The 17,412-nt window shown below is 45.0% G+C and carries 16 protein-coding genes; 15 read left to right on the top strand and 1 reads right to left on the bottom strand.

The window, feature by feature from the left end:
• Positions 1-59 precede the first annotated feature (59 nt).
• The 6 genes from NSB28_RS17340 (at position 60) to NSB28_RS17315 (ending at position 5,897) form a co-directional block, all read left to right on the top strand.
• The gene (locus tag NSB28_RS17340) at positions 60-893 is read left to right on the top strand and encodes a sugar phosphate isomerase/epimerase family protein (protein ID WP_109747723.1); all 834 of its coding nucleotides are present in this window, start codon (positions 60-62) and stop codon (positions 891-893) included.
• A gap of 38 nt (positions 894-931) precedes the next feature.
• On the top strand, positions 932-1,375 hold the full coding sequence (locus NSB28_RS17335; protein ID WP_109747722.1) for a C-glycoside deglycosidase beta subunit domain-containing protein: 444 nt from the start codon (positions 932-934) through the stop codon (positions 1,373-1,375).
• Positions 1,376-1,392: 17 nt separating this feature from the next.
• Positions 1,393-2,433: a sugar phosphate isomerase/epimerase family protein gene (locus NSB28_RS17330; protein ID WP_109747721.1), complete on the top strand. Its 1,041-nt coding sequence runs from the start codon at positions 1,393-1,395 to the stop codon at positions 2,431-2,433.
• A 100-nt stretch (positions 2,434-2,533) separates the two neighbouring features.
• Complete coding sequence (locus NSB28_RS17325) at positions 2,534-3,916, top strand: MATE family efflux transporter (protein WP_109747720.1); 1,383 nt, start codon at positions 2,534-2,536, stop codon at positions 3,914-3,916.
• A gap of 31 nt (positions 3,917-3,947) precedes the next feature.
• Positions 3,948-5,336: an MATE family efflux transporter gene (locus tag NSB28_RS17320; RefSeq protein ID WP_109747719.1), complete on the top strand. Its 1,389-nt coding sequence runs from the start codon at positions 3,948-3,950 to the stop codon at positions 5,334-5,336.
• Positions 5,337-5,339: 3 nt separating this feature from the next.
• Positions 5,340-5,897, top strand: a complete 558-nt coding sequence (locus NSB28_RS17315) for a hypothetical protein (protein WP_109747718.1) — start codon at positions 5,340-5,342, stop codon at positions 5,895-5,897.
• Between the two features lie 93 nt (positions 5,898-5,990).
• Here the strand turns inward: NSB28_RS17315 and NSB28_RS17310 are convergent, their stop codons facing one another.
• Positions 5,991-7,019 carry a LacI family DNA-binding transcriptional regulator gene (locus NSB28_RS17310; protein ID WP_109747717.1) on the bottom strand — a complete coding sequence of 343 codons (1,029 nt, stop codon included), beginning with the start codon at positions 7,017-7,019 and terminating at the stop codon, positions 5,991-5,993.
• 230 nt (positions 7,020-7,249) lie between these two features.
• Here NSB28_RS17310 and NSB28_RS17305 point away from each other — a divergent pair, with 230 nt between their 5' ends.
• From NSB28_RS17305 to NSB28_RS17265, 9 genes are all read left to right on the top strand, one after another.
• Positions 7,250-8,908 (top strand): sensor histidine kinase, encoded by a 1,659-nt coding sequence (locus NSB28_RS17305; protein ID WP_257497530.1) that lies wholly within the window; start codon positions 7,250-7,252, stop codon positions 8,906-8,908.
• A complete protein-coding gene (locus NSB28_RS17300) occupies positions 8,886-9,674 on the top strand; it encodes a response regulator transcription factor (RefSeq protein WP_109747715.1) in 789 nt (262 codons plus the stop codon). Before NSB28_RS17305 ends, NSB28_RS17300 begins: the two co-directional genes overlap by 23 nt.
• 210 nt (positions 9,675-9,884) lie before the next feature.
• Positions 9,885-11,453 (top strand): ABC transporter substrate-binding protein, encoded by a 1,569-nt coding sequence (locus NSB28_RS17295; protein WP_109747714.1) that lies wholly within the window; start codon positions 9,885-9,887, stop codon positions 11,451-11,453.
• Positions 11,454-11,513: 60 nt separating this feature from the next.
• Positions 11,514-12,470: an ABC transporter permease gene (locus NSB28_RS17290; RefSeq protein WP_109747713.1), complete on the top strand. Its 957-nt coding sequence runs from the start codon at positions 11,514-11,516 to the stop codon at positions 12,468-12,470.
• Positions 12,471-12,481: 11 nt separating this feature from the next.
• Positions 12,482-13,375, top strand: a complete 894-nt coding sequence (locus NSB28_RS17285) for a carbohydrate ABC transporter permease (RefSeq protein ID WP_109747712.1) — start codon at positions 12,482-12,484, stop codon at positions 13,373-13,375.
• A 12-nt stretch (positions 13,376-13,387) separates the two neighbouring features.
• Positions 13,388-14,446 carry a family 43 glycosylhydrolase gene (locus NSB28_RS17280; protein ID WP_109747711.1) on the top strand — a complete coding sequence of 353 codons (1,059 nt, stop codon included), beginning with the start codon at positions 13,388-13,390 and terminating at the stop codon, positions 14,444-14,446.
• A gap of 237 nt (positions 14,447-14,683) precedes the next feature.
• Positions 14,684-15,289, top strand: a complete 606-nt coding sequence (fic, locus tag NSB28_RS17275) for a protein adenylyltransferase Fic (RefSeq protein WP_109747710.1) — start codon at positions 14,684-14,686, stop codon at positions 15,287-15,289.
• A gap of 500 nt (positions 15,290-15,789) precedes the next feature.
• The gene (locus NSB28_RS17270) at positions 15,790-16,332 is read left to right on the top strand and encodes a hypothetical protein (RefSeq protein WP_109747709.1); all 543 of its coding nucleotides are present in this window, start codon (positions 15,790-15,792) and stop codon (positions 16,330-16,332) included.
• Positions 16,333-16,462: 130 nt separating this feature from the next.
• Complete coding sequence (locus NSB28_RS17265; protein ID WP_109747708.1) at positions 16,463-17,407, top strand: AAA family ATPase; 945 nt, start codon at positions 16,463-16,465, stop codon at positions 17,405-17,407.
• The last annotated feature ends 5 nt before the right edge of the window (positions 17,408-17,412 follow it).

The following is a 17,412-nucleotide window of genomic DNA, read 5'->3' as shown; positions in this document are numbered from 1 at the left end:
GAAAAGGGCACTGCGTGAAGACAGATACTAAATATTAGAAGAAAAGGCAGGTGAGAACTATGAAGAAACTTCCGGTTGGCATTCAGGTATATGGTCTCAGGGACCTTCTTGAAGACACTCCTGAAAATTTTGCGGATGTTATGAGACAGGTAAAAGCCATGGGGTATGATGGTGTAGAACTGGCAGGGCTTTATGGACTGGAGCCGGAATATATCAGGAAAACACTGGATGAAATTGGCCTTGTCCCTATCAGTGCACACGTACCGCTGGCGGATATGATGGCAGATGCACAGGGGGTAGCAGATACTTACAAAAAGATAGGGGTGGAATATATTGCTGTTCCCTATCTTCCGGAGGAATACAGGCCAAATACGGACGGCTATGAGACAGTGAAAAAGGAAATGACAAGGATAGGACAGGTCATGAAGGAGAACGGCATCAAACTGGAATATCACAACCATGACTTTGAATTCGTCAGGCTGCCGGACGGCACCTTTGGATTTGATGATATTTATAAGCAGATACCGGAGGACATATTAAAAGTGGAACCGGACCTCTGCTGGATCAAGGTGGCGGGGCAGAGTCCAGTGGAGTACCTGAAGAAATATGGCAGCCGCTGTGAGATCGTACATCTGAAGGATTTCATAAAAGAAGGAAATCCCAGGAATATGTATAAATTGATAGGAATTGAGACAGAGCAGGAAGAAGAGGACACAGGCATATTTGAATTCAGGCCGGTGGGATTTGGAATGCAGATCTGGGAGCCTGTTTTAGACGCTGTCATTGAAGCCGGGTCAAAATGGGTGGTTGTGGAACAGGATGAGCATTATGGACTGACACCAGCAGAGGCTGCCAGGAGAAGCAGAGAATATCTGAAGATTTTGGGATGGTAACTTCATAAATACTATTTTATTAAAAAGGAGAAGAAAGCATGTTTGATAAATATATGGTTAAGGAAGGAAGCTTCCAGAACAATGGACAGGACGGCTTCAAATTCCAGGTTCATGTAGGTGATTACCGAGGCTGTTTTTTAAGCCTGGTCCGGGGGTATTATGTTGAGGTTGACGGAGTGGAATACCCATTAGAAAAACAGAAATTTGAAATTAACGGAAAACCGCCCAGAACCTTTGATGAGATAGCAAAGGCAGTATGGGAACATTGGGATTTTGATGATTATGCAACGCTCTATATAGACTGTCCGGGGGGATTGTCTAAGGGCCCGCACAGGTTAGGGCTAATGCAGGGTGCAATGGTTCAGTACGGCTGGCAGCCCCATGACCAGGAGTGGATTGAGAATACCCCACTTCCTAAGGATTTGGTGGGAGAACAGACAAAGCAAAAAGAAGTTTACTATTTTGATGTTGAAATCAAATAGACAGGAGGAGAAAAAGAATGGCGATTAAAAGAGGAGTATCTTTTTACAGTTATCAGCAGGAACAATTTTTCGGAAGAATGGATTATCATGATATGGCAAAAGAAATGCATGACAATTTGAAGTGTGACGGAGTGGAGATCATCAGTGAGGCAACTGTTCCCGGATATCCGTTTCCATCTAAAGAGTTTTTAGCTGACTGGGCTAATACGATGGCCCGTTATGACTTGAAACCTGTTGCACTTGACGGATTTTTAGATCCGCTGCGGTTCCGTGACCATGTGATGAACCACAGGGAGGCAGCTGAACTTTTGAAGCTGGAATTAAAGCTTGCCCATGATATGGGATTTACACATGTACGTGCCATGACGGGACTTCCAGCCGACGTAGCTGAACGTGCACTGGATACAGCAGAAAAACTGAATGTGGCAATAGCCTGGGAAATCCATCTCCCTATTCCAATCAAGCCGAATCCAGCCATTAAAGGACTTTTCTGTGAAAGTCCCGGGACTGCTGTACAGGACACGGTAGATTTTATCAAAAAAACAGGTACAACAAAAGTCGGATTTATTCCAGATATGGGCATTTTCAACAAAGCACCTTATATAGATGGTATTGAACGTACTCTCCGTCATATGGAAGATAAGGGCCTGGCTGAAGATATCAGAGCCTTATGGAAGGAAGTCCCGCTCTCAGAACTTGGAACTGAGATTGACAAGCGATATCCCGGTAAGTTGACACAGGCAGAGGCAGGGGCCTTCCACTGGAAGAAGTGTGCGGATCCCGAAGATTTAGTTGAGATTTTGCCGTATGTATTCAGTTTCCACGGCAAATGCCATGATATGGTTGAGATTCCAGGAAAGCCAGGACAATATGAAGAACCAGCTGAAGACTTTGAAAAAGTAATCCAAGTCCTGAAGGATCATAACTGGGATGGTTATATCTGTACCGAGTTCGAGGGACAGCGTGCATGGCAGGATATGGGCAGAGAAAACCTGGTAGACGAGGTGGAACAGGTTAGGCGGAATCACGAGATGATGAGGAGGCTGATCGGGGAGTAAACGGCTGCAGTTTGTTGAGATAAATATATTTTAGGGGCATCCGTTTTGTATCAGACAGGATGCCCTTTAAAATAGAAAGGCAGAAGAGGAGCAGAAGAATATGGCAAAGATGAAAGATTTCACACAGGGAAATCCTGGAAAGCAGCTGCTGGCTTTCTCATGGCCCCTGATTATAGCAATACTTTTACAGAACTTTTATAATTCGGCAGATACAATGGTTGTGGGAAAGTTTCTGGGGGATGTGGCTATGGGTGCCGTGGGATGTGCCGGGACGATCACAAATGTGGTGCTGATGCTGGTGACTGGGATGACCCAGGGTGCAGCTGTAGTGATTTCGCAGTATGTCGGGGCAGTTCAGGAGACAAATGTGAAGAAAACACTTATGACGTCTACTTATATTATTATTGCACTGGCAGTTGTTTTTGGCATTGTGGGACTGTGTGCTTCTTCTGCACTGCTGGATTTCATTAATGTAGAAGGGGAAGCAAAGGTTCTGGCATCACAATATCTTAGGATCATGTTTGCAGGAACTGTTGCCACTGCCCTTTACAATATGGGATATGTGATTTCCAGGTCTCTGGGAGATTCCCTTAGCCCTATGATCATACTGATTTTCACTTCTGTCTTAAATATAGGCTTGAACGTTCTGTTTGTAGCCGGCTTTCATATGGGTGTGGCAGGCGTGGCTTACGCCACAGTCCTGGCGACAGTTATTGCAGCTGTTATCTGCTGGGTCATTATATGGAAAAGATGTCCTATGATCCGTCCTGACCGTACATCTCTGAAGCCGGACAGAGAGATCGGAAAGATTATCTTTAAACTGGGGATCCCGTCAGCTCTGAGTTCTTCTACAGGTACGCTTGGAGTGATGGCTGTCCAGAGTATGGTTAACAGTTTTACCACAGGCAGTCTTCCTGTCATGGCAGCCTATGCCGCGGCAACCAAAATTGAGGCGCTGGTCACTTATCCTATGGGTGGGATTTCCCATGGGATACAGGTATTGGTGGGACAGAATGTGGGAGCTGGAAAATTTGAGCGCGTGGGTCAGGGGCTGAAGGCATCTGTCAAGATCATAGCTGTTTATTCCCTGCTGTGCGGAGCACTGCTCCTTTTTGGCGGCCGCACCCTTATGAGTCTGTTTACGGCAACTGAAGCGACTGTTGGGATCGGTTATAAGTACCTGGTGATCATTGCGGTTTTTGTGTTTTTTAATGGAGTTAGCTTTACTCTGCGGGCCGTGTTAAACGGCGCCGGTGACTCTGTTGCATCGGCAGTATTTACTGTGGTTGAACTGGCTGCCCGTATTGCAGGGGCATACATACTTTCAGGATATACCCCGCTTGGCTATATAGGCGTATTTCTCGGAACACCTATAGGATGGGTGATTACATCAGGTGCAGCTACCGCCAGGTTTTGCGGCGGAAAATGGAAACAGAAAAGAATCGTTAAATCATCGTCTGTCCGCACAGCGCAGGAATCTTGAAAAATCATAAGAGAGTTTGGAGAGCAAGATTATGAAGAAAAATGTCAGAGATTTTACAAAAGGAAACCCGGTGAAGGAACTTCTTTTGTTTTCGTGGCCCATAGCTTTGACGCTCATACTGCAGAATTTGTATAATCTTGCAGATGTTATGATCATTGGACGTTTTGTGGGGGATACAGCCATGGGGGCAGTCGGTTCTGCGGGGGCTGTTTCAGGAGTCCTTCTGATGGTCGTGTCAGGGATGACAACAGGAGTGAGTGTTGTCCTGTCACAGCATCTTGGCGCGAAGGATTATGAGAGAGTAAAAAAGTGTTTAACATCATCCATATATATCATTGTTTTTGTGGCAGTCATTTTAACGATTACCGGGATCGCTGCATCAGGGTGGATATTGGAAATGATGCATGTTGAAGGGGAAGTACTGACAATGGCAAAGGATTACCTGACGATTATTTTTGCAGGCACCATTGCTACTGCTTTTTATAATGCAGGCAACTCTGTCTCGCGGGCCATGGGTGATTCTGTGACCCCAATGATCGTGCTGATTGTCACTGCAGTCATCAACATAACGCTGAATATCCTGTTTGTGGCACAGTTTCATATGGGTACCCGCGGGGTGGCCTATGCCACAGTTATAGCCACTATAATATCGGCAATGGTTTGCTGGGTCATATTATGGCATAAATTTACCATTATTCATCCGGACAGAAAGAACTTGAGCCCTGACGGAAAAGCCGTGAGACAGATAATTAAGATCGGGGTTCCGGCCACGCTGCAGTCTTCCACTATGACTATAGGAGCGCTTGTATTGCAGACATTTGTCAACTCGTTTACAACGGCCGCGCTTCCGGTCATGGCAGCATATGCGGCTGCGACGAAGATTGAGCAGATGGTCTCTTACCCGCCGGGAGGTGTATCAGATGGAATGCAGGTATTTGCAGGGCAGAATGTGGGTGCAAAAAAGTTTGACCGTGTGGGAAAAGGGCTTTCGGCATGTATGAAAATCATGCTGCTTTACTCTATATTTGCGGTGCTGGTTTTGGTTTTTGGGGGCGGAGCCCTCATGGGACTTTTTACTTCTACAGAAACCACTGTGAATGTAGGACAGCAGTATTTGACAGCTACGGCTGCCGGGATATTTTTCTGCGGTGTGGATTACACGCTCCGTTATACGCTCACAGGAGTGGGTGATGTGGCCGCCTCCGCGTCTCTCAGCTTTTTTGAACTGTTTCTCCGCATTGGGGCTGCGTATGTACTTGCTTATTATACACCTCTTGGTTATGTGGGGATTTTCTGGGCAACGCCGATTGCATGGACAGTCACCACTGTGCTTGGAGTGATCCGCTATAAGAGCGGAAAGTGGAAGCTTAAGAGCCTGACAGGAGGTCAGGAAGTCCATAGGGATATAGAAGGGGAGTAGCCTATGCCGAAATATAAAGCTTACTATAATAGGGAAAGAGAAGCAGAGAGGAGGGAAAAGCAGGAACAGAAAAGCGAAAGGAAGAGGCGGAAAGTGATCAGGGCCAATTATGAACCGCTGCTTCCTGTTATTGTAAAGGAACTTTTCTGGGCCATGCTGATTCTGCTTCCGGTCACGTTACTGGTAGAAATTATTGTCACCATCCAGGATAAGAGAACATCAGGGCCTGCAGCGTTTTTTTTAAGAAGCAGCCAGTCACTTCTGGCTGTGTGGCTGTTTTTTGCAGTACCCCTGCTTGCCCTGTGCCTGATCCAATTGATCAGGGTCTGTTATTACGGCTATAAAGAAAAAACATATAAGTTTTCAGATGAAATATCCGGCAGAGAGGCAGATGAATATACGCAGGTGAATGAAGCGGAAGACCCTGAGCTTATTCTTTATGCCGGACCGGAAGAAATTCCGGCAAAGAAAAAATATATGAAATGGATGAAGATAACGCTGCTGACAGGATGTGTGATGGTTTTGTATTATTTGGCAGCTGTAATCATCCGGAAATTTTAAGAGATATAAGAGAAATACTTTTCCGCGGGTGTCAGCCCGCAGAAAGCGGTATTAAGATATTGAGAAATATGATGAGAATATAGCCCTGAAAGCTTACAGGAAACGGGCCGTGGTATTACGGACGATCAGTTCTGTATTTAATATTATAGAAGTAGGTGTGTCGGGGCTTAAAATGTGATTATATAATAATTCAAAAGCGGAATAGCCCATTTGCCTTCGGGGCTGGCTTACTGTCGTAATGGCCGGGTGGGCCATACGGGATACCTCCAGATTGTCAAAGCCAACAACCATAATATCTTCCGGGACCCGCAGGTTAAACTGCTCCGCGGCATTGATGGCGGCTATGGCAAATATATCTGAAACCGCGAAAAACGCTTTTGGCGCATTCTCCAGGCTGAGAAGCCGGTAGCAGGTAGAAAAGGCCATATCATAATCTATCTCACCAATGGAAACGATCCAGTTTTCTGGTATTGTAAGGTTAGCCGTTTTAATAGAATCTAAAAAACCGAGTCTTCTTTTTTGGGCATACATGTAAGAGAGAGGCCCATTGAGAAACGCAATTTTCCTGCATCCGCAGGAAATTAAATAATCGGTTGCATTTCTTGCCGCAGCGTAATCATCTATGCCGACATATGAAAAGGCAGTATTATCGTTGTGTTCACAGCACTGTACTACAGGACATATAGCCTGTATCTCATTCAGAAACTTTTCCGAAACATTGTTTAACATGATCACGCCGGTTACATTCATCTGACGGACCAGACTGCAGAAAACAGGGTCAGAATCCGGGTCCAGCGCTAACTGACTTGTAATCAGGTAATAACCATGGACTCTGGCTGCCTCATAAGTCCCGCTTATGATCTCATGGTAGAACTGATAATTATTTGACGGTATGCTGAGCAGAATTAACGGGGACTCATCAATGACTGCGGCATTGTCATGGGAATCAGCTTCTGTATTAGTATTTTTATGAATATAACCCAGGGAGTTCATGGCATCTTCTATTTGTTTTAAAGTATCGCTCTTTACAAGAGAGCGGTGATTCAGCACGCGAGATACTGTGCTTGAAGAAACACCTGCTGCTTTCGCAACATCATTTAATGTAACTTTATTTTTTCCCATAGTTTTTCTTTCTTTTAGTGCATATTTTTTTATACAATCACGTTTTATTATATCATGAAAATTTTTCTAAGAAAAGTCTTCAAATTTTGGAATTACTGCTAAAATAATCATGGTGGACGGAATTCTTGGTTAAATGATATAATAAAGGAACACGGGGCTGGATGGAGTACTGGTTTATTGAAAAAACACAAGAAGATGCAAAAGAAACTTGCATAAGCCTGGAGGAAGGTATGGGGGAAATACTAAGAAAATGCGGCGGCCGCCTGAAATATTTTTTTCAGTCTATATCTACAAAGGTATTTGTCATTATGCTGATACTTGTTCTGCCCTTTAATATTCTGGCAATTATGCTGAGCAGGGCGGCTGTGGATTCTATGATTGAGCAGGCCAGGATATCGGTGAAAAACGTGATGGAGAATTATGTCACTGATATGCAGAATAACATGCAGGCAGCAGAATACCTGCTGTGGAGTATGAAAAATGAAGAATCAGACGGATTGACGCTGGCCCGGCAGGAGGAAGGGAATGATTACCAGGCAGCCAGGATCCGTCTTTATTATAAGCTGATGAACGGGATGAGGCTGGCGGACGGGACAGACGGGTATTTTTTCTATATGAAGGATCTGGACGATATCCTGGTATGGGACAGTACATTTGCCAAAAGGACGGCGGGAGAAGAATTTGTCCGGTCGGAAATTGATAAAGGTTTTAAGGCAGGGTGGAATCTGAACATGATAGGAGAGAGGCCCGCAGCCTGTCTGTTCATACAGATCGGAAGTGTGATATACGGAGGGTGGCTGTATCTGGATGATATTCTCTCCCAGTTGGAAAATGATATCCAGTATGAGAAGGCAGAATTCACTTTTGCAGAAAACCCGGAGAATCAGCGGGAGACAGCCGTGTCAGCGTATTCGAAAAAAGGTAAATTTTATCTGAATGCATGCCTGGACAGGCAGGAGATCGCAGGAAATATATCGAATGTATATATGATGATGCAGGCGGGGGCTTTTATTGCGCTGTTTTTGATACCTGTTCTCTACATGATGATATCACATCTGCTGATGTCGCCGTTAAAAACTGTTAACCAGGCCCAGAAAAGGCTGCGGGAAGGTGATCTGGACTACAGGATTACTGATAAGGCAAATTCTATTGAGTTTGAATATTCTTTTCAGTCCTTTAATAAGATGGCTGACAGGATCCAGACCTTGAAGATCGAAAATTATGAGAAGGAGCTGGCCACACAGCAGATGGAGCTGAAGAATCTGCAGCTGCAGATAAGGCCTCATTTTCTTCTGAATACCTTTAATCTGATCTATACTCTTGTACAGCGCCGGGAAGAAAAAGCTGTCCAGGATATTGTCCTGTATCTCTCTGAATATTTCAGGTATCTTTTCCGCAGCGGAAACAGCCTGGAGTTGTTTTCTAAAGAGCAGCATCTTATAGAGGGATATATACAGATGGCGTCTGTACGGTATCCGGGAAGCATTGATATTGAATATGTGTACGATCCGGAAATATCTTTTGTCCGTGTTCCTCCCCTGCTGCTGCACAACTTTGTGGAAAACATTATTAAACACGTTGTTAAACAGGGGCATATGACTCATATTTCTGTAGTGGGGCAGTACGATGAGCAGGGGGTGACCTTCATGATCATGGATGACGGACCTGGAATAGGTGAGGAGGCGCTTAAGGAACTGGATGCATCTATGCGGAGGGGGAAGTCAGATGGATCACATATAGGATTTTCCAATTCGCTCCGGCGTCTGAAATATTTCTATGGCGAGGAAGCTGACATAGTCATTACATCGGAAACAGGAGCTGGGACATGTGTGACCATACGTTTTCCATATAATCTGGAGGTACAGGATGAAGCTTTTGATTGTGAATGATGAGATTCTGACTGCTGAGACGATGAAGGAGGAAATTCCCTGGAAGCAGTACGGAATTGATGAAGTATATACGGCCTATGACGCTGAGGCAGGGAAAGAGCGCATTCAGGAGTATGATCCGGATATTATGCTCTGTGATATAGAGATGCCCGGGGAGAACGGCCTGGCTCTGCTGAGGTGGGTTCGTGAGAACAGGAAAGAGATGGAGTGTGTGTTCCTGACCTGCCATGCCAGCTTTGCATATGCCCGGGAGGCCATCAGCCTGGGATGTCAGGACTATATCCTGATACCTGCAAAATATGAGGATATAGGAGAGATCATACTTAAGGTAGTCAGGCGTCTGGAAGAGCGCAGAGTGGCCATGCGCTATCAGGAGTACGGGAAATATATGCTGAAGGAGCATCTGCGCCAGGAGGATGATAACGGGAAGATCCCTCCGGAGCAAGTGGTGGAGGAGGTGGCTGCATGTATAATCAAGAATCTGAGGAGCAGCAGCCTGAGTGTGGACGGTCTCGCAGAACAGTTTCATTTTCACCCTGTCTATTTTAACAGGATGTTTAAAAAGGCAAAGGGAGTATCTGTGAGCCAGTTCATCATCAACGAGAGGATGAAGCTTGCGGCCTCCCTGCTTGAGACAGGGCGGTATAATGCCAATGAAGTATCTGAAAAGGTGGGGTATTCCCACTATCCGAATTTCTATAATATGTTTAAAAAGTATTATGGGACTTCACCCAGCCAGTATCTGGAGGACCACAAAGAAAACTAAACCAGACATGCCGCCTGCCGGGAATAAGACCGGGCAGACGGCATTTTTACGTTAAAGCTGTGTGAAAAAGTCATATATCCTGGTCAGAGGTTTGAAATAGAAATTCCGGGGTTTGATTTAAATATGGTAAAGCCAGGGATAAAAATATACAATATTAACATCAAATCCAGAACAGCCCTTTAAAGGGAAGTAAACAAGGAGGCAGAAAAAATGAAGAGAAAAGTATTATCAATGGTTCTGTGTTCTGCATTGGCGCTGGCAGGTCTGGTCGGATGCTCAAATGCAAAAGAGCCAGAAACAGCTGCAGCAGACAAGTCAAAAGCGGCGGAGGACGTCACACAGGTGAAGACGGCAGGAGATGAGGAACTGACTGAGATCGTATGGCAGTGGCCGTCCATGGGAAGTACAGGAGCAGGCTTCCAGGCAGTGGAGGATGCCCTGAATGCAATGATGGAGCCTGATATCGGTGTACATGTGATATTAGAGCCGGTCAACTTCAGCAATCTGGCAAATGAGACTGTACTGGCTGTATCAAGCGGTGAGCAGCTGGATCTGTGTCTCTCTGTCGGAACAGGGGTGGGCAATCTGGTGAGCAGCGGACTGATCGAACCTCTGGATGATATTATTGATGAGCATGGGGCATCAATTGTTGAAAAATGTGGTTCGGCTATGTCTGGAGGGTATTACGGAGGAGAACTCTACGGCATGCCAAATGCATACATACAGGGTGAATCTTATGGATACCTGATCCGCAAGGATCTGTTGGAAAAATATAACATTGCGATTGATGAAGAAAAGTTCTATACGCTGGATGAACTGGCAGAAATATTTGAGACAGTCAAAAAAGGTGAAGGCGACAACTTCTTCTGCCTTATACCTGAGCCTATATCTGAGGAACCGCTTTCAAGGAATGCATTTGAATATGACAAGCTGGGCGCCACATCAGCCTCAGGATTTCTGATGTTAAATAATGACTTCACAAATATGAAGATCGATAACGTATACGAGACAAAGGAATATGAGGAGTATGCGGCAAGGATGTACGACTGGGCACAAAAAGGATATATCTCCAGGGATGCGGCCACGAATACTGAGGACAGGGATGTGCTGGTATCAGGAGGAAATTATCTGGGATATTTTGGCTGGAGCACACCTGGGTCAATCTGGAACACAAAAGCTAAGACAGGGTATGAAATGACAACTTTGAAGATAATTGACGGATATACAGCAGGCGACAGATTCCAGAATATCCTCTGGAGTGTCCCCATAACCTCAGCAAACCCGGAAAAAGCAGTTGAAGCATTAAATTATATCTATGAGCACAACGAGGCTGCATGGCTTCTCCAGTGGGGGATTGAAGGGCAGGATTATGAGATCGTGGAGCAGACAGATGAAGGCACAAAGATAAAATATCTTGCAGCAGATCCTACGGCCCTTCCATACTACCAGCCGTATGGGGTATATGGAGACAGGCTGGCATGGCCTGTAATGGATCCTTCACCTGTTGACATGAATAAGGCAATCAAGGAATTCAGCGACAATATACCTGATTCCAGAAAATCTCCTGCACTGGGATACTGTTTTAATACCCAGAACGTATCAACAGAGTATTCAGCTGTAACAGCTGTTATCCAGCAGTATATACCGAGTGTGAACTGCGGAACTATAGAGCCTTCTGCAAACCTGGAAGAGTTTAGAACTGCATTAAAGGCAGCGGGAATTGAGAAAGTGATAGAGGAAAACCAGAGACAGCTGGATGAATGGGCCGCAGCCCGATAAAGGGTAAGCAGGACGCGGGGATATGTTCCCCGCGCCTGAAGCCGGAAAGGAGTGTACAAAATGAGCGGAAATAAGGGAGCAGCTCTCACATTAGGAAAAAAACCTAAGAGAAAAATCCGCTGGAAGAGGATTTTTCCATTCTATCTGATGGCTTTGCCAGGGCTGATATATATGCTGGTAAATAATTACCTTCCTATGTTTGGAATTACTATTGCATTTAAAAAATTGAATTTCAGGGAAGGGATCTTTGGAAGCCCATGGTGCGGGTTTGACAATTTCAAATTCCTGTTTGCGTCTTCAGATGCGTGGATCATAACAAGGAATACGATCCTCTATAATATAGCATTCTTTCTGGCCGGTAATATTGTAGCTATCACAATAGCAATACTGATTAATGAAGTACAAAGGAAGAAGGCAAAGAAGGTCTATCAGAGCCTGATACTGCTGCCTTATCTAATGAGCTGGGTAATTGTCAGCTATCTTGCGTTTACTTTTTTGTCGGCTGAGACAGGAATGATCAATAAAAGTATTCTGCAGCCGTTGGGCAGGGAGGGGGTCAACTGGTATCAGGAAAAACAGTACTGGCCATTTATTCTGATCTTCGTTAATGTCTGGAAGGGCGTCGGATACAGTATGATCATTTACTTATCCAGCATTGTGGGCATCAGCGTAGATTACTATGAGGCTGCCAGGATCGACGGGGCTGGAAAATGGCAGCAGATCAAGAATATTACGCTTCCTCTGCTAAAGCCGACTATAATAACGCTCTTTATACTGAGCGTAGGGCAGATTTTCAGATCTGATTTCGGCCTGTTTTACCAGATGCCCAGAAACAGCGGTTCTCTGTACTCTGTGACCAGGACACTGGACGTGTATATATACCAGGCACTGATGAAAAACAACGATTATGCCATGTCCAGCGCTGCAAGTGTATATCAGTCTATCGTGGGATTTGTACTGATAGTAGGAGCTAATAAGCTGGTTAAAAGATACGATTCTAACAGCGCATTATTCTAGGGGGTGCAAGAATGAAATCGAGAGAATACAGGGTGACGCAGCTGCTCGCCCACCTGGTATGCGGTCTGTTTGCCCTTATGGCGCTGCTGCCGTTTATACTGCTGATCGTAGCGTCTTTTACAGACAACGGATGGGCCACGGCAAACGGATTTTCCTTTTTTCCTAAGGAGTGGAGCCTGGATGCCTACAGGTATATTGCGGTACAGTGGGATACTATAGGACGCGCTTATGTTATGACAATCGTAGTCACCCTGGTTGGTACTGCATCCAGCATACTTGTGACCACCTTATTCGCATACGCGATCTGTCAGAAGGACGTGCCAGGGATGAAGGTTTTGAGTTTCATGCTCATCTTCACAATGCTTTTTAACGGCGGACTTGTTGCAACTTATTATACATATGTAAATTACTTTCATGTGCGCAATACGATATGGGCGTTGATACTTCCAAACCTGATGATGAATGCTTTTAATGTAATACTGGTAAGAAATTACTTTGTAAACAGCATCCCTTACAGCCTGATAGAAGCGGCAAGGCTGGACGGAGCAAGTGAATTTGGCATCTTCTTTAAGGTTGTTATGCCTTTGAGCCTGCCAATCATTGCAACCATCGGGCTTATGACTGGCCTGATGTACTGGAACGACTGGCAGAACGGCATGTACTACCTCACAGAAAGAGGAGGGGGCCATCTCTATACGATCCAGATCATTTTGAATAATATTAACGAAAACATTAATGCACTGCTTCAGAATTCTTCAGCAACAGGAGGAATGAACATCAAGATGCCAAGCACGACAGTCAGAATGGCTATAGCCACTGTGGGTATCCTGCCCATCCTGGTTATCTATCCATTTTTCCAGAAGTACTTTGTGAAGGGCATTACACTGGGCGGTGTCAAAGAATAAAAGGAGAATAAAATGGCATATAACAGTATTCGTCCGGGCCAGGTATGGCTGGACACAAACGGAAACAGAATCCAGGCTCACGGAGGATCCATCCTCTATGTTGACGGGACATACTACTGGTATGGAGAGAATAAAGAAAAAACTACCTCAGAGAATGATATCTGGCACTGGGGCGTCAGATGCTATGCGTCTACAGACCTGTACAACTGGGAAGATAAAGGGCTGATCATTCCTCCGGAACCGGATGATCCCAAGTCTTCTATGCACCCATCCTCACAGATGGACCGTCCCCACATCATTTATAATAAAGATACAAAAAAATATGTGGCATGGCTTAAGATCATGCACAGAGACGGAACACAGACAGAAACTGTCATGACAGCAGATGACATCCTTGGACCATACGAAAAGGTCCGTGAAGGGCTGAAGCCGCTGAATATGAGTGCGGGGGATTTCGACCTGGCGGTTGCGCCTGACGGCAAAGCATATTACTATTTTGAGCGTGTGCACAGCGAGACGATCTGTGCGGATCTGACTCCTGATTATACAGATGTGACTGGGTACTACAGCACACATTTCCCGCACACACAGCCTCCTTATGTCAGGGAAGCCACAGCCCATTTCTACAGAAAGGGAAAGCACTACCTGCTCACCTCAGGAACTACAGGATATCTGCCGAACCCCTCTGAGGTGGCTGTGGCCGATACATGGCACGGTCCGTATACAGTGCTGGGAAATCCCCATACAGGAGATGAGAGCAACACCTCCTTCCATTCCCAGATCTCTTCCGTATTCAAGGTGCCGGGTAAAAAAGACCTGTACATCGCCTGTGCTGACAGATGGCTGCCTCTGTATATGGACAGAAAATATGAAGAATATGCCGCAGTCTTCGAAAAGATCTTCAGCGGTGATGTAAAGCCTGAAGAGATGGACAACAGAGAAGATGACCTGGACGATCCGGGCATGAGAAATACCTCAATTGCAGACTACGTGTGGCTGCCGCTCAGATTTGATGGGGAAATGGTTTATATAGACTGGAAAGATGAGTGGCGGGTAGAGGATTATAAGTAGGCAGCTGTTGCGTTGCACAAAAACGGCAAAATTCACCGTTTCGCGCTGCAAAATTCGGGATTTTCGTGTAAAATATGCACGAAAACACCTCGCGGGACGGTGACGTATGAACAGTAGCAGTGTGTTAAAGTTCAGCCGAATCAGGCATGTTATGGCTATATTTATTTAATTATCTATGCTATACTTTTTGGAAAGGGACGCTGTAAGCAGGATAGCTTTGACGGAAAGGGTGATTAAATGACGCCTAAAAATAAGCTGAACATAACAGATTTGGCTGAACTTGCCCGGCAGGAAGAAAAGTTAAGCAAGAAAAAAGCAGCAGAGTTATTTGAATTTGATTATTTAGATAAGTTAGAGCCTGGGACCTTTATGACGCTTTGCGAAATTCATAAGTTTTTATTCCAGGATATTTATGACTTTGCGGGGAAAATACGTGATGTGAATATTGCAAAAGGCAATTTTAGATTTGCGCCAGTTATGTATTTGCAGGCGGCATTAGAAAATATTGAAAAAATGCCACAGTCAACTTTTGACGAAATTATTGAGAAGTATGTTGAAATGAACGTGGCGCACCCATTCAGGGAAGGTAACGGGCGAAGCACAAGGATCTGGCTGGATCTTATGTTAAAAAAGGAATTAAAGCTTATAGTAGACTGGAGCAAGGTTGACAAAGACGATTATTTGCTTGCTATGGAGCGCAGCCCGATAAAAGATATTGAAATTGAGCATATCTTAAAACAGGCATTGACAGATAAAATCAATGACCGGGAGATTTATATGAAAGGCATTGATCATAGTTATTATTATGAGGGATATACGGTCTACAGGACCAAAGATTTGTAAGCAATTACTTTAAAGCTCCTTTCAGGAGCTTTTTTGCGTTACTATTAACGTCCAGTGTTACTGTTCACTCCGTGACCAGTAACACGCTCCGCGATGCACAGAAACGGAAAAACCGCCGTTTCGCGCTGCAACTCTCGGGATTTTCGTGCAAATACGCACGAAAACACCTCGCGGGATGGTGACGTGTGAACAGTAACCGTCCAGTTACTCTCCGGAACAGCAATATTGACATTCTGGCGCCTGTCTGTTAATATACCTATATCCACAGAAAGCGTTCTGCTTTCTGGAATTATTCTTTTATTCTTACATTATCATTTATTTCCCAATTGAAACAAATATTTAGAATCGGGTGATGCCTTTGCGGGGATTGTGGTTTTTTGTTGTAATCATTTGCAGCGGACATTATAATATAAGGGAGGACAGCAATATGAGTGATATTGCATATCAAAATAAGGACATTACATTAAAACTTCTCACAGAGGCTTTGAAACATAAGAGGCATGGATACAGAGGAAATCTACTTCAGGCTGAAGGAAAAAGTTAAACAGGACGGGGTTTTGAACGGTGAGGAGCTTCTTGAGTTGATTGTGCTTCCGCTTACAGTAAAGGGGAAAGAAGCAAAGCAGGAGTTAGTGAAAAATTCCATAGAATTAGCGAAGTGTATACGGGATGAGCGACAAATGCTTCAGGCATTGTCCGGGATTATCACATTTACAGATAAAGTTATAGATAAGGAATATGCGGAATATGTGAAGGGGGTAATTATGATGACGAAGGTGGCACAATTGATTTTTGATGAAGGGATTGAGAAAGGTAAGTCGGCAGGCAGGAAAGAAGGCATAGCTGAGGGACAGGCCCAGATGATTTATTGTATAAGGAGAAAATACGAAAAGGGTTATACCGCAGCTGTGATTTCTGACATCTTAGAGCAGAAAATAGACTATGTTGAAAATATCTGTAAGCTTATAGAGGATAACCCCGGATGTACGGATACAGAAATTGCAAAAAAATATATGGGTGACGGAAAAACTGCCAGTAATTAAGCAGAGGCTGTCATTTATGGCAGCTTCTTTTTTGCGTAACAGATTTTTAAAGTTTTGTCTGTATTTTCATATATCTTCATGATATTATAAGAGATAACAGAGTATATTACCGCATATAAGGGAGGTAGCTATGGATACGGGGATTTTACAGACTTTAAAAGAGAATGTTTCTAAGGTAATCGTGGGGAATGAGAGGACGATCGAGCTGCTTTTGACATGTATTTTGGCAAAGGGGCATGTTCTGCTGGAGGATGTTCCGGGGACGGGCAAGACTGTTATGGCCAAGTCTCTGGCTAAGTCGGTGCAGGCTGATTTTGGAAGGATACAGTTTACGCCGGACCTTCTCCCGTCAGATGTGACAGGGCTGAATTATTTTGACGCTAAGACTGGGGATTTTACTTTTTCTAAAGGGCCTGTTTTCTGCAATATCCTTCTGGCGGATGAGATCAACAGAGCCACGCCCAAGACTCAGAGCAGTCTTTTGGAGTGCATGGCTGAACGCCAGGTGACAGTTGACGGGGTGACGCGTGCGCTGGAGGAGCCGTTTCTGGTGATTGCCACTCAGAACCCTCTTGAGACGCTGGGGACGTTTCCTCTGCCTGAAGCGCAGATGGACAGGTTCCTGATGCAGTTTTCTATGGAAGAGCTTGGATCAGGACAGGAACGGGCCATGGTGGAGAGGTTTCTGGTAAATGAGCCGTTAGAGGAGCTGAAGCCGGTATGCGGCAGGGAAGAGCTGGCGGATATGCAGGAGCAGTGTACGAAGGTCTATGTCCACAGTGACCTGCTGGATTATATTGTGAGGGTGGTACACGCGTCAAGGAAGCATTCAAAAGTTGAAAATGGAGTAAGCCCCAGAGGAACACTTGCATTTGTCAGGGCTTCCCAGGGTTATGCCATGGTCAGGGGCAGGGAGTATGTTGTCCCCGAAGATATTAAGGCAGTAGCTGTCCCGGTGCTGGCACACAGGCTCAGTCTTTCGGCGGGTGCAGATATGCGCAGAAGTGCCGAACAGGTGATAGAGGATATCATTTCCAGTATAACCCTTCCTACGGAGGACTGGTCAGGCAGGTAAGGAGG

The organism is Murimonas intestini (assembly GCF_024622195.1).
GTDB lineage: Bacteria > Bacillota > Clostridia > Lachnospirales > Lachnospiraceae > Murimonas > Murimonas intestini.
This window is presented reverse-complemented; position numbering and strand designations above follow the sequence as displayed.